Source organism: Ruegeria denitrificans (assembly GCF_001458295.1).
Classification (GTDB): domain Bacteria; phylum Pseudomonadota; class Alphaproteobacteria; order Rhodobacterales; family Rhodobacteraceae; genus Ruegeria; species Ruegeria denitrificans.
On record NZ_CYUD01000012.1, the window covers coordinates 28,507 to 55,447 of the forward strand.

Genomic DNA, 26,941 nt, shown 5'->3' on the forward strand with positions numbered 1-26,941 from the left:
GAATCCCAATGAATTGCTTATGGGGCGCTTGGGCTACACCCAACCAATAGACGGGCGCGCAATCATCAGCCAGATGATGATTAGAACCGCCGCAAAAGCCGGGAACCCGCAAACGAACCATATTCGGAACAGATGGTGATAGGCACGAGGCAGCGGCGCGTTCGCAACCGCCGCGGCTTGCGCCATCCCGCGAAGCCGCACCTGTATCCACACCACCGGCAACCAGAACACGCCCGCCACCACGTAAAGTACCAGCGAGGCCAAAATCCAGCCTTCGGTCAGAGGCCACCCCAGCCGCCATGCCAGCAGCTCGCCTGTCACTGGCTGCAGTACAACTGCACTGACCGTGAACACCAGGTCAGCCAGTACAACGGTTCCGGCAGTTTGAGCTATGAACCGGGCATCACCGGTGCGATGCGCCACCAGCATGAAAAACGCGATCCCTGCCCCGGTGCCCAGCAGAACGCAGGCTCCGATAACGTGCAACCATCGCAGGATCAGATCAGGGTCCATCAGCGGCTCTGTAGTAAGGGCCAGGCGACAAGCGATAAGGTCATCGCCGGCAAGGTTTTGATCAACGGGCCAAGCGGATCCAACCAAAGGCCGGACACAGTGAAACTGGCCGCAGGCAGGTAAAATATGGCGACCGCGACCTGCGCCAGACAAGCACGCGCGGCCCAAGGGCGCCACAGGATGGCAAGCCCCAGCGCAATGTCTACAAATGACCAGAACAGAACGCTGGCGACGGCCATTCCCGTGCTCCACCCTACTCCGGTCAGAACCGAAGTGGCCTTGGGCAGACCAACAAGCCCGAATAGGCCAGACAGCAGCCAGAACAGGCTGAGCACGGCGACGACCAAAGGCATCAGCAGCGACATCCGCGCAGCCAGCCGATGTTCGCGGGAACAGATCAGGCCCGCATAGATCTGAGGCAATGGCGCCAGTTTCTGACCCGTAGCGGCGCGATAGGGTTCCGGATCACCAACCACTCCGTCGCCCATCACGGTCATTGCGTTGCTGCGCAGGGGTGAGCGCCATCCCAAATGGCCCAGCGCGTCCGCACCGCGCGCAACCAGACGCGTGATCACGGGTGGCACAATTATGGAGAACTGCGCCTCGGGGAAGCCCAACCAACTGCGTGTCGCGGCCAGCACATCGCTCAACACGGCAGGCATATCTTCGACCAGATCGTAGGTGCCCTGCGGTATCTCATCGACCAAGGCTCCGGTCACGGCGTGGCACAGGTCCGGCATACCCACGCATTGAACAGGCGCTTGTGGATACGCGATGGGTTGCACAAAAGGAACTGCCGCCAGCATCCGCAGCAGCGCTGTTCCGCCATAATCGGATTGCCCGATCACCAGCCCGGGTTTGAATATCCAAAGCGGTACGTCACAAGCCCGCAGCGCCGCGTCCCCCGTCGCTTTGGTGCGCATGAAATCCGTTTCCGCATCGGTATCGGCACCAATGGCCGAGATCTGGACCACCGCAATGCTGCGTTGTGCGCAAGCTTGCCCCAGGGCGGCGATAGCGTTGTGGTGAACGGTCTCGAGATCATCAGCGGGGCCATCCTGCAACGCGCCCGCACAATTCACGACACAGTCAACGCGTTCCAGATGCGCCGCCCAATCCTCGGGCCGCAGACAGGTCCGCAAATCGCCTTGCACCTGCGTGACATCCGGCAATACCTTCGCCCCGGTTTTCAAGTTGCGCACAAAGGCCGCCACATGCGCGCCCTCGGCTTGCAGAGACCGTGTCACCGCCGCGCCAATAAATCCATAAGCCCCTAAAACCAGAACGTTTTTATTCGAAAGCCGCAATACTTGCTCGATCTATAAATCCTGTTTGCGGCAGCGTAGCCATTCGCCGGAATTTGAACAGCCCAATGCGGCACCCTGCGACAATCTTGGCCGTCAGGGGTGAAACAGCGAGCCCACAAGGTACGCGATCAACGCCGCTGCCCCGCCAATCAAAAAAGTCTCGAGTCCAGACCTCCACCACGGAGACAACGACCAGTGGGCTTTGAAAGCTCCGATGGCAAAGAAAACACCCATGGTCATGCAAGCCGAAACCGTAAAAGCCTGATCAACCGACAATAGAAACGGCAGCAGTGGCACCGTTCCAGCGACTAGAAAAGCGATGAAGGTCGCCATTGCGGCCTTGAACGGATGAGGGTCAACGCTGCCTAATCCATATTCGCCTTCGACCATCAGATTTATCCAGTTGTCATGGTTGGCGGTGATTGCATCGGTTGCCTCGTCCAGAACATCGCCCGACAAGCCCTTTTGCGCCAAAATCTCGCGCACTTCGCGGCGTTCGCCGTCCGGATATAGGCTGATATGGCGTTCCTCGATGACGCGGATTCGTCGGATGTTGTCCAGTTCGGCCTTGGTGCCCGAGTAATTCCCCGCGGCCATGGAAAACCCGTCGGCCAGAACATTGGCCAACCCCAACGCCACGATGATGAACGGCGACAACCCCGCCCCGGCGACCCCGGCCACGATGGCAAAGGTGGTGACCGAACCGTCAATGCCGCCATACACAACGTCCCGCAACACCCCCCGTCCCGGGGGCGCATTGATCCGCGCAGTAATTTCCTGCTGGCTGTGTCCGTGATCGGTCATGGCTGGCTCCGGCTTTGTTATGCACGCCAGCCGGCCACAGGACTTTGCGTCAGGTCAAGTTTTGGAAAACAACCCGCTGAGCGCGCGTTTGATCATCCCGCGCGTTGACGGTTTGTGCCGGTCGGAAAATGGCAGCGGTCGGCAGACCTCCATCGCGGCAACGCCAACCCGCGCGCTGAGCGCACCGTTTACCAACCCCTCACCAAACCGGCGCGAGAGTTTGCTGAGGACCGACCCGCCCAGAATAGGTTCCAACAGATCGTCACCCACAGCCACGGCCCCGGTCGCCACCAGATGCACGAACACGGCACGGGTCAGACGCCAGCTGCCCAGAAACCCAGCACGCCCGCCATATATCTCGGCCACCCGGCGGATCATCCGCAACGAGGCCGCAAGCGCCGTCACCACATCGGCCAACGCCAAGGGCACCAGAGCGGTCACCGTGGCAACCTGACGGGCGGCCGCCTCGACCTCGCGGCTGGCGGAGGCGTCCAGAGGGGCCAGCAATTCATCTTCAGCCAGGGTTAGCAGGGTCGAGGCGTCAAATTGCTCTCCAATCCGTTCAGCCAGACGGTCGCGGCCCCACCGGGTTTCCTCACGCCCTTTGTAAAACGCGATCAGGCGGTTGGTGACTGCGCGGGCCTGCGCCAAATCACTCTCGGCCAGTGCGGCATCTGCGGCGCGGCGCATCCCATCCACGCGAGACAAGCGTCCGATGGCTGCCAGTTCCCGCAGCGCTATGATCAGAGCAACCAAGACCAGCGCACCAATCAGACCAGTTACAACCCAGCCCAATATCGGCGACCGCAACAGCAGTGAGGTGGCGAAATCCCATGCGGCAACAGAAACCACCGCGCTAATCACAGCCAGCGACAGGCCCCAGAACCACCGCGACAAGACCGAGGGTTTTCGAGCCGCCAACCGGGCTGCCGCTTGCATCGCCTGACCCTGCGGCGGCTCAAAATCCGGCACTGGCGGGGCCTGTGCCACATCGGCGGCAGGTTCTTCCGTATCAAGATCTATCAGTACCGGGCCCTTAGCCATCCGCCGTCCCTTTCCGCCGCCAGACATATTTGATGTCGGGCAGGTTTTCATCATTGTCGGCCCCGTCACTGCGGGCAACTTCGGCAAAACCATTGCGTTCATAGAACCGGCATGCGCCGTGGTTTGCCTGAAATGCAAATAGAGACAGCTCTGCCCGTTTGGATTTGGCGTGATCCAACAGGCGCTGCCCAACCCCCTGCCCGCATTCTGGCGGCGTCAGATACAGCGAGTGGATTTCCGTCTCGTTAAGCGCCAAAAATCCCACAACGCCCGTGTCAGTTTCAGCAACCGTGACCCAATCCTGATCGATCATCAAACCGCAAAAGGCGATGGTTTCAGCGCAGGTATGTAGCTCGGGCATCCAGTCGTTTTGCCGCGAAAAACCGTGCAGAATTTCTCCGATCTTTCCGGCATCCGTAGTTCGGGCGGGGCGAAGAGTTACGGTCACAGGCGGTCTCCGATCAGGAACTGCGCGGCGCGGTCCAAGCGGATATGGGGTGGACCATCGCCCGGTCGCAAGGTCAGATGTGTGGGCGCAAAGGCCATGAAACCGAAATCCTCATCCAACCAGCTTTCAGCTCCGTTTCGGGCCGGGCCCAACAGGTGGGCCGGATCATCAGGCAGATCACCGGGGTAAAAGGCGGCTTGTTTGCCGTTCAGCAATGTCCCACGCACGCAGGGCAGATCCGCCCCGTTATGCGTTCGGATTTCTTCGGTCGTGGCACGCAGGGCAGCCAGCGACAGCGCCGCTGTCTCGGCCCCGGCAAAGCTGGCCCGGTCGCGGGCATCGCGGGTCAGGGCTTCCATGATATGGGTCAGGCTGGGGTGCTGTGTATGGTGCAGGTGATCGGCCTTGGTGGCCGCGAACAGGATACGTTCAACCCGCTTTCCCAACAGCAACTGACTGAGCCACGCATTGCGCCCCGGTCGAAAGGCCGACAGGATATCAGCCATCGCGCGGCGCATATCCTCAACCGCTTGCGGCCCTTTATGGATCGCGCCCAGCGCATCGACCAGAACCACCTGACGGTCGATCCGTGAGAAGTGATCCCGAAAAAACGGTTTCACCACTTGCGACTTGTACGCTTCATACCGTCGCGCCATTTCACGGTGCAGGCTGCGGCGCGGCGCGTGGCCCTCCACCGGCAACGGCGCAAAGGTCAGGACCGGAGAACCCGCCAGATCGCCCGGCAACAGGAACCGCCCCGGCGTGCAGTCATAAAAGCCTGAATCCCGTGCGGCGTTCAAATACGCTGCAAAGGCTTTCGCCAACGCCTGCGCCGTGGGCTCATCATGCGCATCAGCGGGGTCTGCTGCCCGGGCCTGCGCAAGAAACGTCGCCGCCTCGGTCCGTATATCGATGCGGTTCAGGGTTTCCGCTGACCAGACCTCGTAGGATTTGTCCAGAAGGGCCAAGTCCAACAACCACTCGCCCGGATAATCCACGATATCGAGATGAATCTTGCGCGGCCCCTGCAGACCCGCAAGCAACCCTGCCGGACGGGCCTTGAAGGAAAGGCGCAGCTCGGACACGGCGCGGGTGCTATCTGGCCAATGAGGCTGCGGCCCGGTCAGCGCAGCCAAGTGGTTTTCATAATCAAAGCGCGGCACCGTATCGTCCGGCTGGGGTTGTAAGTAGACCGAATTGATGCGGCCCTCCTGCTGCGCGACCAATCCTGGCATACGCCCCCGGTCCAGCAGATTCGCAACCAGGGATGTGATGAACACCGTCTTTCCCGACCGCGCCAACCCGGTAACGCCCAGACGGATGACCGGTTCAAACAGAGTTTCAGACACACGGTCGCCCACGGATTCGACACCGCGCACAAGACTGTCTGCCAGGGATGAGATGACCAAACTGTCGCCCCGCTTTTATCGTTTCGCTCAAGATAGGTAGAGGGCGCCGTACATACCAGCGCTTTCCCACTCTTGCCCGTTCCCGCGCGGCGCGCTACGAGCAGCCCATGCCTAGATACGCGCTGAAATTCGAATACCAAGGGGAACCGTTTGCCGGATGGCAGCGGCAAAAGGAATTGCCGTCTGTGCAGGGAGCAATCGAACAGGCCTTGTCGCGAATTCAACCTGGTGATCACACCATTGCTGCAGCGGGCCGCACCGATGCGGGCGTTCATGCGCTGGGTCAAGTCGCCCATTGCGATCTGGTCAAGGATTGGGACCCTTTCCGCCTGTCTGAGGCGCTGAACTATCACCTCAAGCCGCAGCCGGTGGCCATCGTCAAAGCCGCACAGGTTGACGATAACTGGCACGCCCGGTTTTCCGCGTTAGAGAGGCAGTACCTGTTCCGCATCCTGATGCGTCGTGCGCCCGCGACCCATGACGCCGGGCAGGTCTGGCAGATCAATCACCAGCTGGATGTCGATGCCATGCAAGCCGGGGCGGATATGTTGATCGGGCAGCATGATTTCACCACCTTCCGCTCATCCATCTGTCAGGCCGCCAGCCCGGTCAAAACGCTCGATGAGCTGCGGGTTGAACAGGTTGAGGGCTTTTCCGGACCCGAGATACATTTCCACGTGCGCGCCAGGTCGTTCCTACACAATCAAGTGCGCAGCTTCGTCGGAACGCTGGAGCGTGTCGGGGCAGGCGCGTGGACGTCCGAGGATGTGCGCGAAGCGCTACAAGCCGCTGATCGCGCCGCCTGTGGGCCAGTTTGCCCGCCGCAGGGCTTGTACCTGGCGCGGGTCGGGTATCCCGAACCGGTCTTCGATTAGATCGCGCGCAGCAGCAATCCGCTGGCAATCACCGCAATCGTCAGCCCCGCCACCAATTCGATGGTCGGGGCCAGCACGGATGCAAACCGCGTGGCCGAGGCTGACGCCAGCAATCCCCCCCGCAACCCGAACGACGTCCACCCGACCAGAGTCGTTACTGTTGCCGTGCCCAGCGCCATGGCAAAAGCCCCCGCGACGCCAACTATTGCGATGCCCATCTGCCATGTCAGGATCAGCACAAACAGCGCCCCGGTACAGGGTCGGGCCGCGATACCGGCAATCAGCAGCAACGCCTCGCGCAGACTACCGACCTGCGCAACTTCTTCCGCTGAGGGGCCGTGACGATGGCCGCAATCTGAGCAGACATCGTGGTCGTGATGATGGTCGTGACCATGATGGTGATCGTGGTCGTGATGCGCTTGTGCCGTGTTACTGCGGTGTCTACGGGCAAAGCTGCGAATGGCGCGAAACACCAGCCACAGACCTATCGCCGCGATGGCAGCATAGCTGATCGGGGCCATGACCTGTTCGGTCGTTCCCACAAGGCTTTCGCGAGACATCTGAAACACCAGAACGCCAGCGTAAACCAGCACAACCGCTGTCACCGCCTGCCCCAGGCTGGATAGCACGCTGATCGCAGACAATCGCCAGAAAGCGACCCGGCGACCAAGCCCATACCCGCCGATCAGCACCTTGCCATGACCCGGGCCGATTGCGTGAAAGAACCCATAGGCGAAACAGACCATCAGCAGGGTGGCGACGGCCTCGGGCTGTTCTGCCCGTGCGGCGCGTAGGGATCGGGCGATCTGGTTCTGAAACTCCCGCTGCTCGCCCGCTGCCCATGCGGCCAGACTGTCAAACCCACCACTGCCCCAGAACCACAGAAGCAACGCAGTGACGATGGCAACTGGAACAATCAGGTATTTGGACATGAAATGAATATCTCGGTCGCAAAGTTTTCCCCGACCAGCGGGATATCGTTTTCCTCAAGGTCGTAATCGGCATCCAGCGTCAGCAGAAAGGCCTGCATCTGCGCCAGCTGCCCATCTATATCGGGGTCGACCCGGTCCACCTGACATGACACGGGCCCGGTCACTGTGACGGGGCGAGTCATTTCGTAGGCGGTGTAATAGGTCTCATCAAAGGCCTTTGCCGTCAGCGCGGCGGCCGATACCGCGCCGCCCTCGACCTCGCGCAAATGACTTGTGACGATGCGCCCGTCTTCGGTGGTGGCGGTGGGTTCAAACGGGCCCGACAAAGTCACAGGTGCACCATCCGCCGCCACAAGCAGATCGCCATTATACCCTTCGACCCATTGCGCATCGAAACCGGCCAACCGGTGCTTTTCACCGTCGTTCAGAACGCCATCAGCATCCTGATCCAGTTTCATGTCTTCCAATACCAACAGCGAATAAAACTCGTCATAGGCCCAAGTCACCCGCACATGGGTTAACTGGCCAGCGTCGTCCACAATGAACTCCAACCCGGTGTCGATAAAAACATGCGGGTGCGCCATGGCCGGGATCGGCAGGCAGAAGGTCAAAAGGGTTACAAGCCAGCGCATGTGCGAAAGATAGAGCCACGGCCCACACGCGGCAATACGATTCACGCACTGCCTGCGAAATCCGGCCAAGGAATCACGCAGGTGGAAACAGAACCAGCGTTTGCAGGGCAGTGCCGACCGGGCCTTGCGTGTCATACAATACGGACTGAGACATCCCGATCCCGGATGACTGCCAATGACACACCGAGTCAGATGCCAGCCAATCCGAGACGGGCTCGCGATGGATTTGCACAGTCAGATCGGTATTCATGAACCCCATCTCGGTTGTCGGTGCATTCCACGAAATACCATTGCCGCAATCGGCAAACGGGCACAGCGCCTGAATCGGCGATGGCACCTCGCCCTCAAGCAAGGCGGGGGTGCGCATCCAGATCGTCTTGGGCCCAGCCCCCTGATTACCGTCCTTAGGGTACAGCACCTCGGAATGGTTTGCGAAGCCCGGCAGGTCGTGGCGTATTTCACCGATCGGAAACGGCCCGGGCACTGCGTCTTCCAGCCGGGGCGGAGGCATCGTGACATTCGGAACCGGCCCAAGATCGCGGCGCGCCAGGTGCATCGTCGTTGCTGTGGCGCAGAGTGTGTCGTCCAGATCGTGTACCGTAACTCGCGTGGTCGCCAGCGTCTTGGTGTGGCGCGTGGTCTCGGCCGCCACACGCAGCCCGGCCAAGGGTTGCGGACGCAACAGATCGACCGTCAGACGGGTCAGCATCTTCTCAGGGCCCACCTCGGTTTCTGCGGCGCGCACGATCAGACCGCTAACTGGCCCCGCGTGACAGTGATCCGCTGACCATGGCCCACGCGCGGGGTCATTGCCCACAAAAGCGCCATCCGGGCGCAGATGGAAATAGGCCTGCTGGCTCAGGTCTTGGGTCCCGTTCATTCGCTGCCTCAAGTGTTTTCTGTACGCACCCGCTCGCTCGAACCTGCGAACAGGCTTTACCTTCGGTCCAAGAATGACTTAGCTGCGGCAGCAATGTCCAGTTCGGTGACGGGACGTCATCACAGGCAAAATGAAGCAGAGGGAGCGTGATATGGCGTTGTTGATCGAAACCGGGTTGTCCGACTGGATAAGCGACACCGACATTGCCGGCGACATTCGGCGGCTGCTCCCGGACGCGGATGTGCGGACGCCGGATACCTTGGGCAATCCGGCCGACATCACCATGGTCGCCGTCGTTGCCCTGAACAACGACCACCCCAAGCGGCTGCCCAACCTGAAACTGGTGCAAAAGCTGGGCGCCGGGGTCGAGACCATCGTAAGCAATCCCAACCTGCCTGCGCATGTGCGTATTGCACGGCTGAAACCGGACGCCCCCGCACAAGGCATTGCCGAGTGGTTCGTCGCGTATGTTCTTCGTCACCAGCGGCACATGGTTTTTCATGAAAAGGCGCAAAGCCGCGCAGAATGGACCCCCAGGGCACCGCTCTATTCGCCAAACACTGTGGTCGGTGTGCTGGGGCTGGGCCATATCGGTGCCCGCAGCGCCAAAATGCTACGCGCCGTCGGGTTTCAGGTCAAGGGCTGGAGTCGCTCGGCCAAGCAGATTGAAGGCGTCACCTGCCTGCACGGCGACGCGGCCCTGCCCGAGATGTTGGGCCAGTGTGACCATGTTTGCGCAATTCTACCTTCGACCCCGCAGACGATTGGGCTGTTTGATGCCGATATGATGGGTGCGATGAAACCGGGCAGCCAGTTGCTGAACGCAGGTCGCGGCGATCTGATCGACGAGACCGCCCTGATCACAGCACTGGATCACGGCATACCAGGTCACGCCGTACTGGACGTGGTCTCGACCGAGCCGCTTCCCTCCGACAGCCCGCTTTGGACACATCCCGGCGTCACCATCACGCCACATGTCTCGGGCTGGCATCTGGGCGAAGCGCTGACTGATGTAGGCGAGAATTTCCGCCGACTGACTACCGGCAAGCCCCTGCTGCACGAAGTCGACAGGGCTCGTGGCTACTAGGCCCCTGTTACGGAGTCAGAATCCAGTTTCCGTTCGCGTCACGGCACCGGCGGGTTCTGACTTCGCGCGTTTGATCCGCTCCTTCAGGCCGAATGAAATGCTGCAGGTGCACGCAATTGTCGCGCACATCGCGCACGCGGATCGTGCCTTTCGATCCGGTTTCGTCGTTTACCCAATTGCTTTCTGCACCGACCCGAGGCGCACCGCCTGCCAGCATCGCGTCCGAAGTCGCACTCAAGATCTCAAAGTCTGCCGGGCTCAGGCCCATATCTGCGATGATTCGGGAAATAGTTTGGGCCTGCACACCCAAGGACGTTCCCAGTATCGTGATTGCTACAACTGTAGAAGAAATCCAGGCTTTCATGATCGCCTCGCCTTGCTGAAATAGATTTGCATTCAAGACTATACTGGCAAAGAACGGGGGCCAAGCCCTGTCGGGCCATTGCTGGTGATTTCCAAAAAGCTTCATTCAATACCGTAGAGCCCAAACTGGTATGGTCTTCTTTGCGTAACGCCCGCGATGAAACTGAGACACCCAAGCTAATCCCGCGCGTAGTGCGCGGGCGGAGCGAAACAACTATTGCCTTCCACACCATGACGGGTACCGGAATATATCGCCCCTAACCATTTACGTTGATTCAGTTTTTCCGACACGGGGGTTCACATAAGCGCATGAATCTGGTGAAATAACCCTGACTTTAAGCACTGGAGATTGTTCAATGGTACTGCGCGGATCGCTGCTGGCACTGGCAGCTGTAGTTGGCCTGACGGCCCTGGAGGCAACGCCAGTTGCCGCCAAAGAGGAAGCCAAATCGGTCTTCGTCATGAGCCGCACTTGGGCTGTTACACAGGTCTCGGATGCTCCGGTTGTGTACCGCGCCACACGCGACAACAACAACCTGAATCCGTTTGGCCCGCCACCACGTTTGCGCACATTACAGGCCATGGCGGCCATTCAGGCGGCGACTGGGTGCAAACCGATCCGCACCAGCATGTATCAGAACATTTCGGGCCAGTTCTTTTCACAGGTCAGCTGCAATTGATCCTGCGGCGAAACGGGCATTGAGGTCAGCGCAACCCGCTGCCATAGCTTGCGCATGAAACTCGCAATCAACGGATTCGGCCGTATTGGCCGCACGATCCTGCGGCAGCTGCTGGCGTTGCCGTGGGGCAAGGATATTGAGCTGGTGCTGATCAACGATATCGCGCCACTGGAAACCTGTGCCTATCTGTTCAAATACGACAGCACGTTCGGTCCCTATCCCGGACCTGTCGAGACGGGGGATGAGGCCCTTGTCATTGACGGCCACACCATTCCGGTGACACACAGCCCGGACCTTTCCCGCGTTGATTTGAGCAGGGTGGATGTCCTGATGGATTGCACCGGGGTCGCACGCACCTCGGACGTGGCCAGCCAGGGGCTGACTGCGGGGGCGGGCAAAGTGCTGATCTCGGGCCCCTCGCCCGCAACCGAAGTGACGATCGTTCTGGGCGCTAACGAGGCTAAGCTGGGCAATGCCCGGATTGTGTCGAACGCGTCCTGCACTACCAACGGGCTGGCCCCTCTGGTCAAAGTACTGGATGGGATCGGGGGCATCGCATCGGCCCATATGACGACCATCCACTGCTATACAAACAGCCAGCCCATGGTCGACGCCCCACGCGGCGATCTGGCGCGGTCACGCGCCGGGGCGCTGTCCATGGTTCCCACCACCAGCAGCGCCACGCATCTGATTGATGAGGTCATGCCCCACCTCGCAGGGCGTATCTCGGGTGCAGCAGTGCGTGTCCCCACGGCCAGCGTCTCTGCGGTGGATCTGGTCGCGACACTGGAACACGGCATGTCCGCCACAGATTTTGAGACAGAACTGCGAAACGCAGTCACGCACTCTACCGTTCTGGGCTGGACCGATCACCCGCTGGTATCGTCAGATTTGCGGACAAGACCGGAATCGCTGGTGATCGCGGGCCCCGAGACACGGATGATCGGCGACCGGCAGGTGCGCATATTCGGTTGGTACGACAATGAATGGGGCTTTTCAGCACGCATGCTCGATGTTGCCCGACTGATGGCGCAATCCTGACCTTGCAGGACTGCAGCGTACAGGCTTGCCTGTACGCTGCCCGGCCCAACGGGCCCCAAGCATCTTGGATGCGAAGAGGCCGGGCGGGAGCGGCCCCGAACCGCCACCAATTGCTGACGCTTAATAATAGCCGCTGCAACAGGGACCTGACGGGCACACAAACCGGTATTTTGGCACCGTTTTCGATAAGTCCTTTCCCTGCGTGGAAACTGATGCTCTAACATGAACGTTATCAGCCGTTGTATTAAACAAGACGGCCAAATTGATTTCGACTTGGGGCAGTTGGAGCCATTCGATGCAGGGAAGCAGGCCACAGGCCTTCGTGAAATACTGTCTGCTTGGCGCGATTGCGGCCGCCCTGCCCTCGTCTCTGGCCGCGCTGGAAATAACCCTGTCCGCGCCCGGTGCGCCAAAGTCCGTAGTTGAACGTATCGAAGAAACCTCTTCGGTCGTAACGGCTGACAATCGCGGGTTGGACACACCGCTTGAGGTCCTGTCCGCCGCCCTGTCGGATTACCGCACAATTGTTCAGATTTTGTATGATGAAGGGTATTTCAGCCCTGTCGTCAGCATCAAATTGGATGGTCAGGAAGCGGCTGAAATAAGTTCGCTGACTGTGCCCAACACAATTACTCGCGCGGTGATTACGGTGAATACCGGGCCGACCTTTACCTTTGGTACGGCCGTCGTCGAACCGATAACGCCCGAGACCACTCTGCCCGAGGAGTTCGCCTCTGGCAAATTGGCGACGACCGGGGCCATTCAACAGGCGGCCTCGGCCGGTGTGCAGGGGTGGCGGGATGCCGGATATGCAAAGGCCCAGCTTGAAGATCAAACTGTCATCGCCCGCCACGCGCAGAAAAAGCTGGACGCTGAAATCGACCTTGACCCCGGGCCGCGCCTGACCTTTGGCAAGATGTTCATCAAAGGCGATACAGATGTACGCCCCCACTCAATCAACAAGATCGCCGGTTTTCCCTCGGGCGAGGTCTACTCGCCAGCGGAAATTCAGAAAGTCGGCACCCGGCTGCGCCGTACCGGCACATTCAGCATCGTTTCGATTGAAGAACATGAAACCCCAAACCCCGACGGCACGCTGGATTTCGACGCTACCTTCGAAGACATGCCCAGACGACGCCTGACCTTCGGGGTCGAGCTGGCCTCGAACGCCGGGTTGGACGTCACCGCGACCTGGACCCATCGCAACGTCTTTCGCCGCGCGGAACGGCTGCGGTTCGAAGCCGCGCTGCGCAACATCGGCGGCAGCGAGGATCTGGACGGCCGCATCGGTCTGCGTCTGGATCAGCCCGACCGGCTGGGCCCGGACGACAACACCTTCTGGAGCGCCCTGTTAGAGCGCCGAAACACTGACAATTACAACGTCGCAATCGCATCGCTGGCATACGGTGCAAGGCGTACCTTCTCCGACCGGCTATATGCCGAAGCCTCGGCCGGATTTCAGTGGTCGGATGCGGATGACGCCTATGGCAGTGGCCGCAAGTTCCGCTATTTCATCATCCCAACCCGGTCGGAATGGGACGAACGAGACAGCAAGGTCAGCGCGACACGAGGCTTTTATCTGGATGCCCAGATCATGCCCTTCGTTGGGTTTTCCGGTACGGACACCGGCATTCGCCTATTCGCTGATACGCGCGCCTATACCAGCCTTGGCACAGGCGGGCGGCTCGTACTGGCTGGTCGCGCGCAGATAGGATCTATCATCGGACCTTCACCCAGCAATGTGACACCGGATTTCCTGTTCTTCTCGGGCGGGGCTGGAACCGTGCGCGGGCAACCTTTCGAAAGCCTCGGCATTCCGGTCAATGGCGGCGTGGCGGGCGGTAAATCTTTCCTTGGGCTGTCGGGTGAGGTCCGTGGCAAGATCACCGACACGATATCCCTTGTCGGGTTTTATGATTTCGGTACCGTGGACACGTCCTCATTCATCGGCACCGATGCGGAATTCCATTCCGGCGCCGGGCTTGGTTTCAGGTATGATCTGGGTGGATTTGGCCCGCTGCGCCTTGATCTGGCGGTGCCGGTTCAGGGTGACACGGGCAGCGGCCTGCAATTCTATATCGGGATCGGACAAGCGTTTTGATACGGCAGTATTCATACCCGGTTGTGACAACGGTACTGATCCTGGCAGCGCCGCCCCTGTTCGCGCAGGAGGATGACGGCGGCGGCAGCATGTTGGAGCGTTTCCTGCAGGACACCTTGTCAGGGGATGATCAGAACGTCACCGTCAAAGGGTTGCAAGGCGCGCTGAGCGCCCGCGCCACGATTGAAGAAATCACCGTATCGGACGACGAAGGCGTTTGGCTGACCATCAAGGACGCCCAACTGGATTGGAACAGACTGGCCCTGATCCGGGGTCGGTTTTCCGTCAATGCCCTGACCGCGCAGGAAATCGACATCGCCCGTGCGCCCGGTACGACCACCAAGGACACTCCAGCGCCGACGGCCGAAACCAAACCGTTCGAACTGCCGGAACTACCCGTTTCCATTGAGATCGGTGAAATCAAGATAGATGAACTGTCACTGGGTAAGCCTTTGATCGGCGTCGCCGCCGATCTGTCGGTGACGGGAAACCTGTCGTTGGCCGATGGCGCGTTGGACACCAATCTGGATATCACACGCCTGGACCGTGCGGGGGATGAGGTAACGCTGACCGCCGGGTTCCAGAACACCTCGCGCGAGATCAACCTGGATCTGCAGGTGAAAGAGGCGGCAGGCGGGGTGATCTCAACGGCGCTAAACATCCCTGACAGCCCGCCGATTGGCTTTTCGGTCAAAGGTGCGGGTCCGGTCACCGATTTCACCGCCGATATCGCCCTGAGTAGTGACAACCAACAGCAAGTCACAGGACAGGTTCAGCTGCGCGCTGCTGAAACCGGCGCGGCGGACGGGATCGCCTTTACCGCCGATTTGGGCGGTGACCTGACGCCTTTCGTGACCGAGGATCTGGACCCGTTCTTTGGCCCCAAAACGCGCCTGTACGTAGAAGGGCAAACCAAACCACAGGGCGCGCTGGACATCTCCGATTTGGAATTGACCACGCAGGCTCTAAACTTGAAGGGTGAGTTGCAGTTGGCCGAGGGCGGCACATTGCAACTGGCGGCGCTGCAAGGCCGGATCACCCCACCCGACGGGAAAACGGTGGTGTTGCCGGTCAAGGGTGGCGACACCTCGATTGAAGCGGCGCAGATTTCCGCGTTGTTCGATCAGAAAAACGGCAACCTGTGGGATTTGAGCCTGACAGCGAATGCGTTTCAATCGCCACAGGCGAAACTGGACACGGCCCGCATCACGGCGCAAGGCACTTTGGAACAGGGCACCGCATTCAGCGTCACGGGCGACCTTCAGGCCATCGTTGACGGGATCGACCTGAATGATCAGGCCCTGAACACGGCACTGGGCGAAAGCATAACGCTGGACGGGCAGTTCGATTACGGCAGCAATAAATCCCTGGACCTGTCGGGATTCGAGCTGGTGGGAACCGACTATACCTTGGCGCTGGATGCTTTGATCGACGGGCTGAACAGCGGTCTGACGGTTGACGGGTCAGCCACGCTTGAGGCGTCGGACCTGTCGCGGTTCTCAGATCTGGCACAGCTTGATCTGGGCGGGAAGGCCTCGGCGCGGGTCGAGGGCAAAGGCTCACCGCTGGAGCGCAGCTTTGACGGCAACCTGGTGGTTGAGGGCAACAATCTGGTCACCGGACGCGACGACATCGACCCGGTCATCAAAGGCGAAACCACCATCACCGTAGATGGCAGCCGGGGCAGCGACGGCATCACCATTCGCGAGTTTGACCTGAACAGCGAGGCCGCGCAGGCGCAGGCCAGTGGCGAAGTCACCACATCGGACGGCAACCTGACAATTGATGGCAAGGCCAGTGTGAATGCGTCAGACCTGTCGGTCTTTTCTGGTTTGGCCAAGCGTGAACTCGGCGGTGCCCTGCAGGCAGATGTGGACGGCAAAGGCACCATACAAACATTGGAATTCGACGGCACCGCCAGCGTAACCGGGCAGGACATCCAGACCGGCATGTCCGACATTGATCCGTTACTCACCGGCAAAACCGCTATCACCTGGGACGGTGCGTATACTTCAGATCGAATCGAAATCCGCGAAGCGACGATCAACGGTACCGCCCTGACCGCGCAGGTCGCCGCAACAGTGGATGACCCCAGCGGAGACCTTTCGGTCGACGGAAATGCCCGCTTGAACGCTCCCGATTTGTCGCTGTTCTCGGGGCTGGCGAAACGCGATCTGGCCGGATCGGTCGCTGCGAATATGCAGGGCAACGGAAATCTCGCGAACCGAGTCTTCGACGTTCAAGGCAACGTGGACGCTGATGACATTCAGACTGGGATCGAACTGGTCGACAAATTGATCCAGGGCCGCACGACCCTGAGCATTGATGCTGACAAGGGCGAAGAAGGCATAGAGGTCCGCACTTTCAGCCTGAAGGGTTCCGCCCTCTCTGCAACCGCGTCGGGCAAGCTGGATCGAGAGGCAGGAGGTCTGACCTTCTCAGCACAGCTTGACGATCTGTCACGCATCATTGCGTCGATGTCCGGCCCACTGACGTTGGACGGAAATGTTGCCCCAACTAATTCGGGACTTGAAGGGGATGTGCGGTTGAACGGGCCGGATAGTTCTTATGCAGCCCTGACCGGAACAGTAGACACCGATGGTTCGGCCGATCTGGACTTCGACGCCAAATTGAACAAGATCGAACGTTTCGCGCCCGAATTCCCTGGCACCGTGGCAGCAACCGGCAATGCCAAGCGCGACAACGGCGTCTGGACCATCGACGGATCTGCCAATGGCCCGGCCGAGATCAACAGCACAATCGCGGGCACCTTCGATGAAAACAGCGGCGAGGCCGATCTGCGGGCGCAGGGCGGCGTCAACCTGGGTGTCGCCAACATCTTTATCTCACCCAACAAGATCGAGGGAACCGCCCGCCACAATCTAAGGCTTAAAGGGAAGCCCGAGCTTGGTTCGCTTAGTGGCTCCGTCACCACCTCGGGGACGTCGCTGGCGATTCCTGCCATCGGGCAGACTGTCACTGGCATCAGCGGTTCGGTCGAACTGGCGCAGAGCCGCGCCAATATCTCGGTGAATGGCGGTATGCGGGCCGGTGGGACCTTTACCATCTCGGGGCCGGTGGACCTGACACCGCCGCTGAACGCGAACATTGTCACGCGGCTCAATCAACTCGTGATCACCGACAAGCTGTTGTACGAGACGACGCTGAACGGCGAGATTGCCTTGACCGGGGCTTTGGCAGGCAACAGTGCCATATCCGGGCAGATCACCTTTGAGGAAACCAATATTAACCTCGCGGCCGCTGCCGGGGCCGTTGGGGCCGCACCGATCCCCGAGATCAGGCATGTGAATGAAAACGCGGCTGGTTACCTCACGCGTGAACGCGCGCGACTGGTTGTCCAGGAGGATGCCCAGAAAAGCGACTCCCGTATCGCGCTGGATGTCAGCCTTCTGGCACCCAAGGCGGTATTCGTGCGTGGCCGGGGTGTAAACGCCGAACTGGGCGGGCGGCTGAATATCGGCGGCACGACCACCGCAGTTATCCCATCCGGCCAGATCGAACTGATCCGGGGGAATTTTGACATTCTGGGCCGCAGACTGGCCCTGACAAAAGGGATTGTGACACTGCAAGGCGATCTGAAGCCGTATATCGAATTCGCTTCGTCCACCAGCACGTCCGATGGCACCGCGACAATCGAGATTGCAGGCCCACTGGATGCGCCCGAAGTCGATGTCTATTCCGACCCTGAACGCCCGGCGGAAGAGGCGCTGGCTATGCTTTTGTTCGGCAATCGATTTTCGGAAATTTCGCCCTTTGTTATCGCCCAGATGGCGGCGTCACTGGCGCAACTCAGCGGTGCCGGGGGGGACGCAACCAAGGGGCTTCGCGACTCGACTGGCGTTGACACGGTGGATATCGGCGCGTCCGAAGGCGGCGCAGGCCGTTTGGGGGCGGGAGCATACTTGAGCGACAATCTTTACACCGATTTCACGGTCAACACCGAAGGGGACACCGAGGTGAACCTGAACCTTGATGTTTCGGATAATTTCACCGTCCGTGGCTCGGTCGATGGGCGTGGTGAAACCGGTATTGGCGTATTTTTCGAACGGGATTATTGATCGCGCCGACGGATACCAATCGCGAGCCCAACCTGCGGTGCGGGGTCCAGATTGGCGTGATCCCGAACCATCCGGGCCAATCGCGCGACCGCCCAGTCCGGGTAAGGAGCTGAACGCCCCGTCGAGTGACTGACATTCATGAACAACGCCTCTTGCGTCGCACAGAGTTCGCCATCATCAGTCAGCATCTGCGCAAAATAGTGCCCTCGTTTTTGATCGGAATCCAACATGCGAAAGCGAAACCAGAACAGTGCGTCCTGATGTATTTCGCGTAGAAAATTCATGTGCGATTGCAGGATGTAAGGCCCCTGCCCCAATGCGCTGACCTGCGCCTCGCCCAGCCCCAGATGGTCATCCATCAGGTGATCCAGCGCACGATCAAAGGCCACGCCATAATACCCCACATTCATGTGGCCATTATAGTCGATCCATTCCGGCGGTACTGAAAACCCCCGTATTTCAATCGGCGCATCATAAGACCCGTCATGGCCACTGAGAGGGTTAGTCATCCAAGCCCTCCTCGAATATCGCGACAGCGCGGACAAATCCCGCCGAGGCACCTTTGATCTTGAACGGAAAACACGATATTTCGAACCCAGTGGGCGGCAGGTTTTCCAGATTGGTAAGTTTTTCCATGTGGCAATACCCGATGTCCATTGATGCCCGATGACCTTCCCAGATGATCGACGGGTCGCGGGTTTCAGCATATTCCTGTTCCGTCAGCGCAAAGGGCGCGTCCCAGCTCCAGGCATCCGTGCCGGTGACCCGCACGCCGCGCTGGGTTAAGTACAGCGTCGCCTCGCGCCCCATTCCGCAGCCTTTCATCAGGTAATCATGCTGTCCGTATTGCGTACCCGCCGAGGTATTCACGATCACGATGTCCAGTGGCTGCAGGCTATGCCCAATCCGTTTCAGCTCAGCCTCGACATCGGCGGCGGATACCACGTAACCGTCGTCGAAATGGCGAAAGTCCAGCTTGACGCCGGGGTTCATGCACCATTCCAGGGGTACCTCATCGATGGTGATCGCCCTTTCGCCATTATTCATGGTCGAGTGGTGATGATAAGGCGCGTCCAGATGGGTGCCGTTATGCGTTGCGATCTGCAGCCGCTCGATGGCCCAGCCTTCGCCGCCAGGCAGGTCTTCCTTTTTCAGGCCAGGAAAGAAGGACATGACCTGTTCGGCGGTCTGATCGTGGGTCATGTATTCGATTTCGGGCAGCATGATCGGCGGGTCCGAAACGATCCCGGTTTCCAACGGAACGGAAAGATCAACGAAACGGCGAGCCATGTGAAACTCCTGCACCAATGATGACGACAGGGTTGGCCGCAAGTAACGTGCTGTCAAGGAAAGAAAAAGGCGGCCAAATAGGCCGCCTTTCATGCTGCGTGTGCGATGGGGTTATTCTGCCGCGACAGCGTCTTCGATTTTTTCGACCCGGATTGCCGAGAACTTGAACTCGGGGATTTTGCCAAACGGGTCGATAGCCGAGTTGGTCAGGATGTTCGCCGCCGCCTCGACATAGGCGAAGGGGATGAACACCATGTCCTCGGCAATGGCGCGGTCCGCGCGCGCCATGATCTCGATCGAACCACGCCGTGTGGTCAGACGGATCATTTCGCCCGGTTCGATCCCCATCAGCTTGAGCGTTCGGGGGTTCAAGGAACAGTTCGCTTCCGGTTCTACCGCATCCAGAACCTTGGCGCGGCGGGTCATGGACCCGGTGTGCCAGTGCTCCAGCTGACGGCCTGTGGTGGCGATCATCGGGTATTCGTCATCCGGCGCTTCGTCCGGTGGGATGACGCTGGCAGGGGTAAACCGCGCACGGCCATCGGCACGCGGGAAACCATCGCCAAACACAATCGCCTGCCCCGGATCGGTTTCGCTGAGCGATGGGTAGGTGATCGTCTCGGTTTCCAGACGCTCCCACGTAATGTTGTCGAGCGATGCCATGGTCAGCTTCATCTCGGCAAAGACCTGAGACACATCCGTGTAATCCCAGTTCAGACCGATACGCTGCGCCAGCTCCACCGTAATCTTCCAATCCTCGCGCGCCTCACCCGGAGGCGTCACAGCGGGGCGCACCCGCTGCACCTGACGGTTGGTGTTCGACACGGTGCCGTTTTTCTCGTATAGCGCCGAGGCCGGCAGGATGATGTCAGCATAGTTCGCCGTTTCGGTCAGGAAGATATCCTGCACGATCATCAGATCCAGTTTCGCCAATGCCGCACGGGCGTGGTTCACATCCGGGTCGGACATGGCCGGGTTTTCACCCTGAATGTACATGCCCTTGATGTTGCCAGCATATGCCTGATCGATGATCTCGGTCACGGTCAGGCCCTTCTCGTTCGAGAAGTCCTCGGAGTTCCAGACATTGTTGAACTTGGCGCGGATGTCATCGTCCATAACCGACTGATAATCCGGCAGGAACATCGGGATCAGACCCGCGTCCGACGCGCCCTGCACGTTGTTCTGGCCGCGCAACGGGTGTAGGCCTGCGCCCGGTTTGCCGACATTGCCGGTCATCAGGGCTAGCGAGATCAGGCAGCGCGAGTTATCCGTGCCGTGGATATGCTGGCTGACGCCCATACCCCAGAAAATCAGACCGGCCTTGGCTTGCGCAAAGGTCCGCGCCACACGGCGCAGCTGATCCGGCTCGATGCCACAGATCGGGGCCATCGCCTCGGGTGTGAATTGGCTCAGATGTTCCTTCTCAGCTGCCCAATTCTCGGTCCAGGTGTGGATGTATTGGCTGTCATACAGCTCTTCCTCGACGATCACGTTCATGATCGCGTTCAGCATCGAGACATCCGCACCCGGACGGAATTGCAGCATCTCGGTCGCGAACTTGCGCATGCCAACACCGCGCGGGTCCATTACGATCAGCTTGCCACCACGCTTGGTGAACTGCTTGAAGTAGGTCGCCGCAACCGGGTGGTTTTCAATCGGGTTGGCCCCTATGATGATGACGACGTCCGAGTTCTCGACCTCATTGAATGTTGCGGTCACAGCACCAGAACCGACGTTCTCGATCAAGGCAGCCACAGACGACGCGTGACACAGACGTGTACAGTGGTCGACGTTGTTGTGCTTGAACCCCTGTCGGATGAACTTCTGGAACAGATAGGCTTCTTCGTTGGTGCATTTGGCAGAGCCGAAACCTGCAACGTTACGCGGATCATCTTCGCGCAGTGCCATCAGCCTCGTGGCGGCCAGATCCATCGCCTCTTCCCATGTCGCTTCGCGGAAATGGGTGTCCAAATTTCCCGGGTCGACGTTCAGCCCCTTCGCCGGGGCATCGTCGCGTCGGATCAGCGGTTTGGTCAGGCGGTGAGGGTGGTGGATGTAGTCAAAACCAAAGCGACCTTTGACACACAGACGGCCTTCGTTTGCCGGGCCGTTGATGCCCTCGACATACTTCACCTTGCCGTCCTTGACCTTCAACGAGACCTTGCAGCCCACGCCGCAGAACGGACAGACGCTTTCGGTTTCGCTGTCATAGTCCTTGCTATCGCCCTGTTGCTGATCGTCCAGCACTGTGGCGGGCATCAAAGCGCCAGTTGGGCAAGCCTGAACGCATTCGCCACAGGCAACACAGCTCGACGCGCCCATCGGGTCGTTCTGGTCAAACACCACCTGCGCGGTATGTCCGCGACCGGCCATCCCGATCACGTCATTCACCTGCACGTCACGGCAGGCGCGGACGCAAAGGTTGCAGTTGATGCATGCGTCCAGATTGACGCGCATTGCAATGTGGCTGTCATCCAGCAGGGGGATTTTCTCGGCCTCCTTCGCCGGGAAACGGCTATCGCTGACATCGTTCAGCTTGGCCATATCCCAGAAATGGCTGGACACGTCATGCGGTTGCTCAGGTTGGTCTGCGACCAGTAGTTCCATCACCATGGCACGCGATTTTTCGGCGCGGTCGGTGTCGGTCTTGACCACCATACCTTCCGACGCGGGGCGGATGCACGAGGCGACCAGAGTGCGCTCGCCTTCCACCTCGACCATACATGCGCGGCAGTTGCCGTCGGGATTGTAGCCCGGCGCCGGTTTGTGGCAAAGGTGCGGAATTACCAGTCCACGACCGTTAGCCGCTTCCCAGATCGTGGTGCCCTCGGGCACGGTGACGTCATCGCCGTTCAGGTTGAAGGTGACGGTCTTGGTTGGGCTTGTATCAAGCATGGCTCTGTCTCCCTCAGATTTCGTCAGCGAAATGTTTCATGACCAGGCGGATTGGGTTCGGAGCCGCCTGCCCCAGACCGCAGATGGACGCGTCGCCCATGACCTGACACAGGTCCTCCAGCAGGTCCTGATCCCACTTGTCGGCCTGCATCAGCTTGACCGCCTTTTCACAGCCCGCCCGGCAGGGCGTACACTGGCCGCAGCTTTCATCCTCGAAGAAGCGCAGCATGTTCAGGGCCGCATCGCGGGCGGTGTCCTGATCGGACAGAACCACCACGGCCGCCGAACCGATGAAGGTGCCATGTGGTTGCAGCGTGTCGAAATCCAGCGGGATATCGTCCATCGACGCCGGCAACAGACCCGACGAAGGACCACCGGGCTGATACGCCTTGAAGGTCTGGCCCTCGGCCATACCGCCGGCAGCCTCGATCACATCCAGGATGGTCGATCCGGCGGGCAACAGATAAACCCCCGGCTTCGCCACCCGACCCGAGACCGAATAGCTGCGCAGACCCGTGCGGCCATTTTTTTCAGTGCTGTTCAGGCATTCCGGCCCCTCGCGGCAAATCTTCGAAACCCAATACAGCGTCTCGACGTTGTGGACCAAGGTCGGACGGTTAAAGACGCCAACCTGCGCCACGAACGGCGGACGGTGACGCGGCAGGCCCTTTTTGCCCTCGATCGACTCGATCATCGCGGATTCTTCACCGCAGATATAGGCCCCCGCACCCCGGCGCAGGTCGATATAACCCGGCTCGACAATCCCGGCTTCTTCTATCGCCGCAATCTCACGACGCAGAATTTCCAGAACCGCCGGGTATTCGTCACGCATGTAGATAAAGCAGGTTTCCGCCTCGACCGCCCACGCGGCGATCAACATGCCTTCAAGAAAGACATGCGGCGTAGTTTCCAGATAGTAGCGGTCCTTGAACGTGCCGGGTTCGCCTTCGTCGCCGTTCACGGCCAGATAGCGCGGCCCGTCGTTCATGCGAACAAAGCCCCATTTCTTGCCCGAGGGGAAGCCAGCGCCGCCCAGACCACGCAGGCCCGAGGCCAAGACATCTTCCTGCACCTTCTCCCAATCGCCACCATCACGTAGCTCAGCCAGCTTGGCATAGCCGCCATTTTCGGCATAGGCGGCAAAGGTTTCATAATCGGACAGATGGGCATGAGTATCGCCCGCCGCGATTGCGGCATGCACCTTTTCCGGCGTCGCATTGTCAATGTGGTTGTGGCCGATCTCAAGCACGGGGGCGGTATCGCACCGCCCCATGCAGGGCGCGCGCAGGACACGAACCTGTGATGCATCCACCCCGTCTTCCAGTGCCTTTTGCAACTGCTGGGCCCCTGCCATTTCGCAGGACAGGGAATCGCAAACCCGGATGGTCAGCGCCGGAGGAGGTGCTTCATCCTCTTTCACTACATCGAAATGGGCATAGAAGGTCGCCGTTTCGTAAATCTCGGCCTGCCCAACCCGCATTTCCACGGCCAGCGCAGCAATATGATCGGCGCTGATATGGCCATGTTCATCCTGAATCAAATGCAGAAATTCGATCAACAGATCGCGGCGGCGTGGGCGGTCGCCCAGCAGGCGTGTGATTTCAGCCTGCGCCTCATCCGTGAACTGACGGCCTTTGGGCGTGTGCCGCCCTTTGCCTTTACCTGACTTCCAAACGCCCTTTGGTGCGCCTGATGGCTTGGTATCTAATGGTGCCATGATGCCCTCCGATTGAGGTTCCGTCTCTCATCAGAATAGCATATCGTCAAATCGCTTATCGCAATCGTACGATAACGACACCTTATCACCGCAAAGAGGTCACCACAGCTCGTAAAGCTTCGACTGTGGGCAATTCTGGATCGCGGGTCAGGGTCGCCAGACAAATTGGCTTGCTGACTACGGGATCGACCAGCGGCAGAACCTTCGTGTCCTCCAAGTCACCCAGCGCGCGCACCAAAACGCGGGGGACAACGGTGGCAGCCAGCCCTTCGCGCGCCATGACCATCGAGGCGGTAAAACCGCTGGTTTCGGCAACAACATCCGGATGCAGGCCCTGTTCGGCAAAAATACGGTCAAGAATGCGCCGGTTCTGCATCTGAGGCTCAAGCAGGCTGAGCGGAAACTCCGCCACACGCGCCCAAGGGATCGGACCACTTTGATCAATCATGTGAGACGGAACCAGCAGAACATAGGTCTCTTCGTATAAGGGCTGCACCTGACGCAAATCGGTTCCGATGCTGTCCCCATAGGTGATGCCCGCATCGAGGCTGCCTTCATCCAGCCGGTGTTGAATAGCGGTGGCCGACATCGTTTCAATCCGGGTGACAATGCGGGGGTGCGCATCGCGCAAACGTTTGGTCAGGCGCCCGGTGAAAGCAATCGCAGTAGGGATCACGCCCAGGATCAGCGTACCAGTAATCTCTCCCTTTGCGGCCAGCACCTGCTGTTCCAGCGCCTTGGTGTCATCAAGGATACGCCGTGCCCGCTGGACGATCATCTCACCCTCTTCGGTCAGGCCTTGAAACCGGTTGGCCCGGCGGACGATCGAGACGCCCAAACGATCTTCGAGGTTGCGGATACGCATGGAGAATGCAGGCTGCGATATCCCGCATTCCTCGGCCGCTTTGGCAAAATGACGGTGCCGCGCCAAAGCGCTGAGCAGTTGCAGGTCGCGGATTTCGATCATGCCGTTTTTCTTCTTAAGATCAGAAGCGCAGAGTAGCGTGTTTGCCGCCCGGTGAAAGCACTAGTTGCGATCCGGCGACCCGCAGAGGGCACTTTCCCCTATAGCAAGACGCGCGCTATCGTGAATTGGTGTCGACATGACTGACGGAGGAAGCCAATGACCAGACAACTCACCGGCTTGGCAGCGCGTATTTTGACATTAACACTACTACTGACAATTGCGGCAGGAGGAAACGCGATGGCTCAACAGAATGATAACTCCGCAACAAAAAATCTGTCACGACAGGCCGTGGAAATGTGGGCCGCAGATTCCACTATTGACCAATCAATTTTCGCTGACGGATATCAAAACCATCAGGCACCTTTGGCAACTGGTGGCACCGGAAGCGTCGATTTGGCAACTTGGGTTGATATTGTCGAGGGAAACCACAAAGCCTTTCCCGATTTGAAGGTCGAGATTTTTGGGCAGATCGCCGAAGGCGACCGCGTGTCCACCCATTGGCGCTTTTTCGGAACCCAGAAAGGGTCGTACCTTGGTGTACCCGCCTCTAACCGGCCCGTAAATTGGACCGGCGTTCAGATCGACCGGATCGCCGATGGAAAGATTGCGGAAAGCTGGGTTGTTTGGGACTATTTTACCTTACGGCAGGAACTGGAACCCTGAAACTAACCCCAGCGTCTAAAATGCGCCCGGCCCCTGATAGACCGGGCACACAGAGATCGCTTAGGTGTTGAACAAGAAGTGCATTACGTCGCCGTCCTTGACGATGTAACCCTTGCCCTCGGCCCGCATCTTGCCGGCCTCTTTCGCGCCCTGCTCGCCATTGGCCGAGATAAAGTCGTCATAAGCGATGGTCTCGGCGCGGATGAAACCTTTTTCAAAATCACCATGGATTACACCAGCGGCCTGCGGTGCAGCAGTGCCGGTGCGGATGGTCCAGGCGCGGGCCTCTTTCGGGCCGACGGTGAAATAAGTCTCAAGCTTCAACAGGTCGTAACCAGCTTTGATCAGACGGTCGAGGCCGGGTTCTTCCAAACCCATCTCTTCCAGGAACATCTGCGCCTCGTCCGTTTCCAGCAGGCTGATCTCTTCTTCGATCTTGGCGCTGATGATGACATGTGAATTGCCCTGCGCCGCCGCCATCTCGGCGACCTTGGCAGAATATTCATTGCCTTCAGCTGCTTCTTCTTCGGACACGTTGCAAACGTACAAAACAGGCTTGGTGGTAAGCAGCTGCAACATCTTCCAAGCTTTGGAATCCTCGTCCGACACCTCGACCAGACGCGCAGGTTTGCCATTTTCCAGCATGGCTTGAGCCTCGGCCAGCAGACGATCCTGCTGTTGCGCTTCCTTGTCATTGCCTTTCAGCTTGCGCACCAGATTGGCGCGGCGCTTTTCGATGCTTTCCAGATCGGCCAGCATCAGTTCGGTCTCAATGGTGTCTGCATCGGCCACGGGGTCAACGCGACCGTCCACATGGGTCACGTCGCCATCTTCGAAACAGCGCAGCACATGGGCGATGGCGTCGGTTTCGCGGATATTGGCCAGAAACTGGTTGCCCAGCCCCTCACCTTTGGACGCGCCTTTAACCAGACCGGCGATGTCCACGAAGGTCATCCGTGTCGGAATGATCTGTTTCGAGCTGGCAATCGCTGCCAGCTTATCCAACCGGTCATCAGGTACGGCCACATCGCCCACATTGGGTTCAATGGTGCAGAACGGGAAATTCGCCGCCTGAGCGGCTGCGGTTTTGGTCAACGCATTAAAGAGGGTCGACTTGCCTACATTCGGCAGACCCACGATTCCCATTTTAAAGCCCATAGCGGCCTCCTGATGCCATTCGAGACGTGCTTCTATGCAGGTCCGGATCAATGCGC

General features: G+C 59.5%; 23 protein-coding genes. 7 read left to right on the forward strand and 16 right to left on the reverse strand.

All coding sequences use genetic code 11. The features are described 5' to 3' along the window. Window positions 1-33: 33 nt before the first annotated feature. The 6 genes from RUE5091_RS17205 to RUE5091_RS17230 form a co-directional block, all read right to left on the reverse strand. Window positions 34-513 carry a DUF2269 family protein gene (locus tag RUE5091_RS17205; RefSeq protein ID WP_058283185.1) on the reverse strand — a complete coding sequence of 160 codons (480 nt, stop codon included), beginning with the start codon at window positions 511-513 and terminating at the stop codon, window positions 34-36. After that, the gene (locus RUE5091_RS17210) at window positions 513-1,820 is read right to left on the reverse strand and encodes an SDR family oxidoreductase (RefSeq protein WP_279385383.1); all 1,308 of its coding nucleotides are present in this window, start codon (window positions 1,818-1,820) and stop codon (window positions 513-515) included. The genes RUE5091_RS17205 and RUE5091_RS17210 overlap by 1 nt, the downstream gene beginning before the upstream one ends. Before the next feature lie 93 nt (window positions 1,821-1,913). After that, the gene (locus RUE5091_RS17215) at window positions 1,914-2,624 is read right to left on the reverse strand and encodes a VIT1/CCC1 transporter family protein (RefSeq protein ID WP_058283186.1); all 711 of its coding nucleotides are present in this window, start codon (window positions 2,622-2,624) and stop codon (window positions 1,914-1,916) included. Window positions 2,625-2,678: 54 nt separating this feature from the next. Continuing rightward, the gene (locus RUE5091_RS17220; RefSeq protein WP_058283187.1) at window positions 2,679-3,668 is read right to left on the reverse strand and encodes a YcjF family protein; all 990 of its coding nucleotides are present in this window, start codon (window positions 3,666-3,668) and stop codon (window positions 2,679-2,681) included. After that, on the reverse strand, window positions 3,661-4,116 hold the full coding sequence (locus RUE5091_RS17225) for a GNAT family N-acetyltransferase (RefSeq protein ID WP_058283188.1): 456 nt from the start codon (window positions 4,114-4,116) through the stop codon (window positions 3,661-3,663). Before RUE5091_RS17225 ends, RUE5091_RS17220 begins: the two co-directional genes overlap by 8 nt. Further along, window positions 4,113-5,525: a YcjX family GTP-binding protein gene (locus RUE5091_RS17230; RefSeq protein ID WP_058283189.1), complete on the reverse strand. Its 1,413-nt coding sequence runs from the start codon at window positions 5,523-5,525 to the stop codon at window positions 4,113-4,115. Before RUE5091_RS17230 ends, RUE5091_RS17225 begins: the two co-directional genes overlap by 4 nt. A 107-nt stretch (window positions 5,526-5,632) precedes the next feature. Between RUE5091_RS17230 and truA the strand changes: the two genes are divergently transcribed. Then, window positions 5,633-6,400: a tRNA pseudouridine(38-40) synthase TruA gene (truA, locus tag RUE5091_RS17235; protein ID WP_058283190.1), complete on the forward strand. Its 768-nt coding sequence runs from the start codon at window positions 5,633-5,635 to the stop codon at window positions 6,398-6,400. On the opposite strand, the gene RUE5091_RS17240 is transcribed toward truA, so the two are convergent. Genes RUE5091_RS17240 through RUE5091_RS17250 form a run of 3 tightly spaced genes read right to left on the reverse strand, consistent with a single transcriptional unit; the run spans window position 6,397 to window position 8,844 of the window. Beyond that, the gene (locus tag RUE5091_RS17240) at window positions 6,397-7,332 is read right to left on the reverse strand and encodes a nickel/cobalt transporter (protein ID WP_058283191.1); all 936 of its coding nucleotides are present in this window, start codon (window positions 7,330-7,332) and stop codon (window positions 6,397-6,399) included. The genes truA and RUE5091_RS17240 overlap by 4 nt on opposite strands. Further along, window positions 7,317-8,009, reverse strand: a complete 693-nt coding sequence (locus tag RUE5091_RS17245; protein WP_306347829.1) for a DUF1007 family protein — start codon at window positions 8,007-8,009, stop codon at window positions 7,317-7,319. Before RUE5091_RS17245 ends, RUE5091_RS17240 begins: the two co-directional genes overlap by 16 nt. Before the next feature lie 28 nt (window positions 8,010-8,037). Next, on the reverse strand, window positions 8,038-8,844 hold the full coding sequence (locus tag RUE5091_RS17250) for a thioesterase family protein (RefSeq protein ID WP_058283193.1): 807 nt from the start codon (window positions 8,842-8,844) through the stop codon (window positions 8,038-8,040). Window positions 8,845-8,995: 151 nt separating this feature from the next. Here RUE5091_RS17250 and RUE5091_RS17255 point away from each other — a divergent pair, with 151 nt between their 5' ends. After that, window positions 8,996-9,931, forward strand: coding sequence for a 2-hydroxyacid dehydrogenase (locus tag RUE5091_RS17255; RefSeq protein WP_058283194.1), 936 nt, complete (start codon window positions 8,996-8,998; stop codon window positions 9,929-9,931). A gap of 7 nt (window positions 9,932-9,938) precedes the next feature. On the opposite strand, the gene RUE5091_RS17260 is transcribed toward RUE5091_RS17255, so the two are convergent. Next, window positions 9,939-10,295, reverse strand: coding sequence for a hypothetical protein (locus RUE5091_RS17260; protein WP_058283280.1), 357 nt, complete (start codon window positions 10,293-10,295; stop codon window positions 9,939-9,941). A 355-nt stretch (window positions 10,296-10,650) separates the two neighbouring features. Here RUE5091_RS17260 and RUE5091_RS17265 point away from each other — a divergent pair, with 355 nt between their 5' ends. From RUE5091_RS17265 to RUE5091_RS17280, 4 genes are all read left to right on the forward strand, one after another. Then, window positions 10,651-10,974 (forward strand): hypothetical protein, encoded by a 324-nt coding sequence (locus RUE5091_RS17265; protein ID WP_058283195.1) that lies wholly within the window; start codon window positions 10,651-10,653, stop codon window positions 10,972-10,974. 54 nt (window positions 10,975-11,028) lie between these two features. Then, a complete protein-coding gene (locus RUE5091_RS17270; protein WP_082643700.1) occupies window positions 11,029-12,015 on the forward strand; it encodes a type I glyceraldehyde-3-phosphate dehydrogenase in 987 nt (328 codons plus the stop codon). 295 nt (window positions 12,016-12,310) lie between these two features. After that, window positions 12,311-14,116: an autotransporter assembly complex protein TamA gene (locus tag RUE5091_RS17275; RefSeq protein WP_058283197.1), complete on the forward strand. Its 1,806-nt coding sequence runs from the start codon at window positions 12,311-12,313 to the stop codon at window positions 14,114-14,116. Then, window positions 14,113-18,195 carry a translocation/assembly module TamB domain-containing protein gene (locus tag RUE5091_RS17280; RefSeq protein ID WP_243470812.1) on the forward strand — a complete coding sequence of 1,361 codons (4,083 nt, stop codon included), beginning with the start codon at window positions 14,113-14,115 and terminating at the stop codon, window positions 18,193-18,195. Before RUE5091_RS17275 ends, RUE5091_RS17280 begins: the two co-directional genes overlap by 4 nt. Here RUE5091_RS17280 and RUE5091_RS17285 read toward each other — a convergent pair. From RUE5091_RS17285 to RUE5091_RS17305, 5 genes are all read right to left on the reverse strand, one after another. After that, complete coding sequence (locus RUE5091_RS17285; RefSeq protein WP_058283198.1) at window positions 18,189-18,704, reverse strand: thioesterase family protein; 516 nt, start codon at window positions 18,702-18,704, stop codon at window positions 18,189-18,191. The genes RUE5091_RS17280 and RUE5091_RS17285 overlap by 7 nt on opposite strands. Further along, entirely contained in the window at window positions 18,697-19,485 is a 789-nt protein-coding gene (locus RUE5091_RS17290; RefSeq protein ID WP_058283199.1) for a cyclase family protein, read from the reverse strand. Before RUE5091_RS17290 ends, RUE5091_RS17285 begins: the two co-directional genes overlap by 8 nt. A gap of 111 nt (window positions 19,486-19,596) precedes the next feature. Then, window positions 19,597-22,380, reverse strand: coding sequence for a formate dehydrogenase subunit alpha (fdhF, locus tag RUE5091_RS17295; protein WP_058283200.1), 2,784 nt, complete (start codon window positions 22,378-22,380; stop codon window positions 19,597-19,599). Window positions 22,381-22,393: 13 nt separating this feature from the next. Beyond that, window positions 22,394-24,097, reverse strand: a complete 1,704-nt coding sequence (locus RUE5091_RS17300) for an NAD(P)H-dependent oxidoreductase subunit E (protein ID WP_058283201.1) — start codon at window positions 24,095-24,097, stop codon at window positions 22,394-22,396. A gap of 85 nt (window positions 24,098-24,182) precedes the next feature. Further along, window positions 24,183-25,064, reverse strand: coding sequence for a LysR family transcriptional regulator (locus RUE5091_RS17305; protein ID WP_058283202.1), 882 nt, complete (start codon window positions 25,062-25,064; stop codon window positions 24,183-24,185). 237 nt (window positions 25,065-25,301) lie between these two features. Between RUE5091_RS17305 and RUE5091_RS17310 the strand changes: the two genes are divergently transcribed. After that, window positions 25,302-25,727, forward strand: coding sequence for an ester cyclase (locus RUE5091_RS17310; RefSeq protein WP_058283203.1), 426 nt, complete (start codon window positions 25,302-25,304; stop codon window positions 25,725-25,727). A gap of 60 nt (window positions 25,728-25,787) precedes the next feature. Here the strand turns inward: RUE5091_RS17310 and ychF are convergent, their stop codons facing one another. After that, window positions 25,788-26,885, reverse strand: a complete 1,098-nt coding sequence (gene ychF, locus RUE5091_RS17315; RefSeq protein ID WP_058283204.1) for a redox-regulated ATPase YchF — start codon at window positions 26,883-26,885, stop codon at window positions 25,788-25,790. Between the last annotated feature and the right edge of the window lie 56 nt (window positions 26,886-26,941).

What these genes read in the sequence shown, in the direction of transcription:
- RUE5091_RS17240 (WP_058283191.1), bottom strand. Translation starts at nt 7,332, where the DNA reads ATGTCCAAATACCTGATTGTTCCAGTTGCCATCGTCACTGCGTTGCTT.
- RUE5091_RS17205 (WP_058283185.1), bottom strand. Translation starts at nt 513, where the DNA reads ATGGACCCTGATCTGATCCTGCGATGGTTGCACGTTATCGGAGCCTGC.
- RUE5091_RS17285 (WP_058283198.1), bottom strand. Translation starts at nt 18,704, where the DNA reads ATGACTAACCCTCTCAGTGGCCATGACGGGTCTTATGATGCGCCGATT.
- truA (WP_058283190.1), top strand. Translation starts at nt 5,633, where the DNA reads ATGCCTAGATACGCGCTGAAATTCGAATACCAAGGGGAACCGTTTGCC.
- RUE5091_RS17290 (WP_058283199.1), bottom strand. Translation starts at nt 19,485, where the DNA reads ATGGCTCGCCGTTTCGTTGATCTTTCCGTTCCGTTGGAAACCGGGATC.
- RUE5091_RS17275 (WP_058283197.1), top strand. Translation starts at nt 12,311, where the DNA reads ATGCAGGGAAGCAGGCCACAGGCCTTCGTGAAATACTGTCTGCTTGGC.
- RUE5091_RS17220 (WP_058283187.1), bottom strand. Translation starts at nt 3,668, where the DNA reads ATGGCTAAGGGCCCGGTACTGATAGATCTTGATACGGAAGAACCTGCC.
- RUE5091_RS17265 (WP_058283195.1), top strand. Translation starts at nt 10,651, where the DNA reads ATGGTACTGCGCGGATCGCTGCTGGCACTGGCAGCTGTAGTTGGCCTG.
- fdhF (WP_058283200.1), bottom strand. Translation starts at nt 22,380, where the DNA reads ATGCTTGATACAAGCCCAACCAAGACCGTCACCTTCAACCTGAACGGC.
- RUE5091_RS17255 (WP_058283194.1), top strand. Translation starts at nt 8,996, where the DNA reads ATGGCGTTGTTGATCGAAACCGGGTTGTCCGACTGGATAAGCGACACC.
- RUE5091_RS17305 (WP_058283202.1), bottom strand. Translation starts at nt 25,064, where the DNA reads ATGATCGAAATCCGCGACCTGCAACTGCTCAGCGCTTTGGCGCGGCAC.
- RUE5091_RS17300 (WP_058283201.1), bottom strand. Translation starts at nt 24,097, where the DNA reads ATGGCACCATTAGATACCAAGCCATCAGGCGCACCAAAGGGCGTTTGG.
- RUE5091_RS17260 (WP_058283280.1), bottom strand. Translation starts at nt 10,295, where the DNA reads ATGAAAGCCTGGATTTCTTCTACAGTTGTAGCAATCACGATACTGGGA.
- RUE5091_RS17270 (WP_082643700.1), top strand. Translation starts at nt 11,029, where the DNA reads ATGAAACTCGCAATCAACGGATTCGGCCGTATTGGCCGCACGATCCTG.
- RUE5091_RS17215 (WP_058283186.1), bottom strand. Translation starts at nt 2,624, where the DNA reads ATGACCGATCACGGACACAGCCAGCAGGAAATTACTGCGCGGATCAAT.
- RUE5091_RS17310 (WP_058283203.1), top strand. Translation starts at nt 25,302, where the DNA reads ATGGCTCAACAGAATGATAACTCCGCAACAAAAAATCTGTCACGACAG.
- RUE5091_RS17250 (WP_058283193.1), bottom strand. Translation starts at nt 8,844, where the DNA reads ATGAACGGGACCCAAGACCTGAGCCAGCAGGCCTATTTCCATCTGCGC.
- ychF (WP_058283204.1), bottom strand. Translation starts at nt 26,885, where the DNA reads ATGGGCTTTAAAATGGGAATCGTGGGTCTGCCGAATGTAGGCAAGTCG.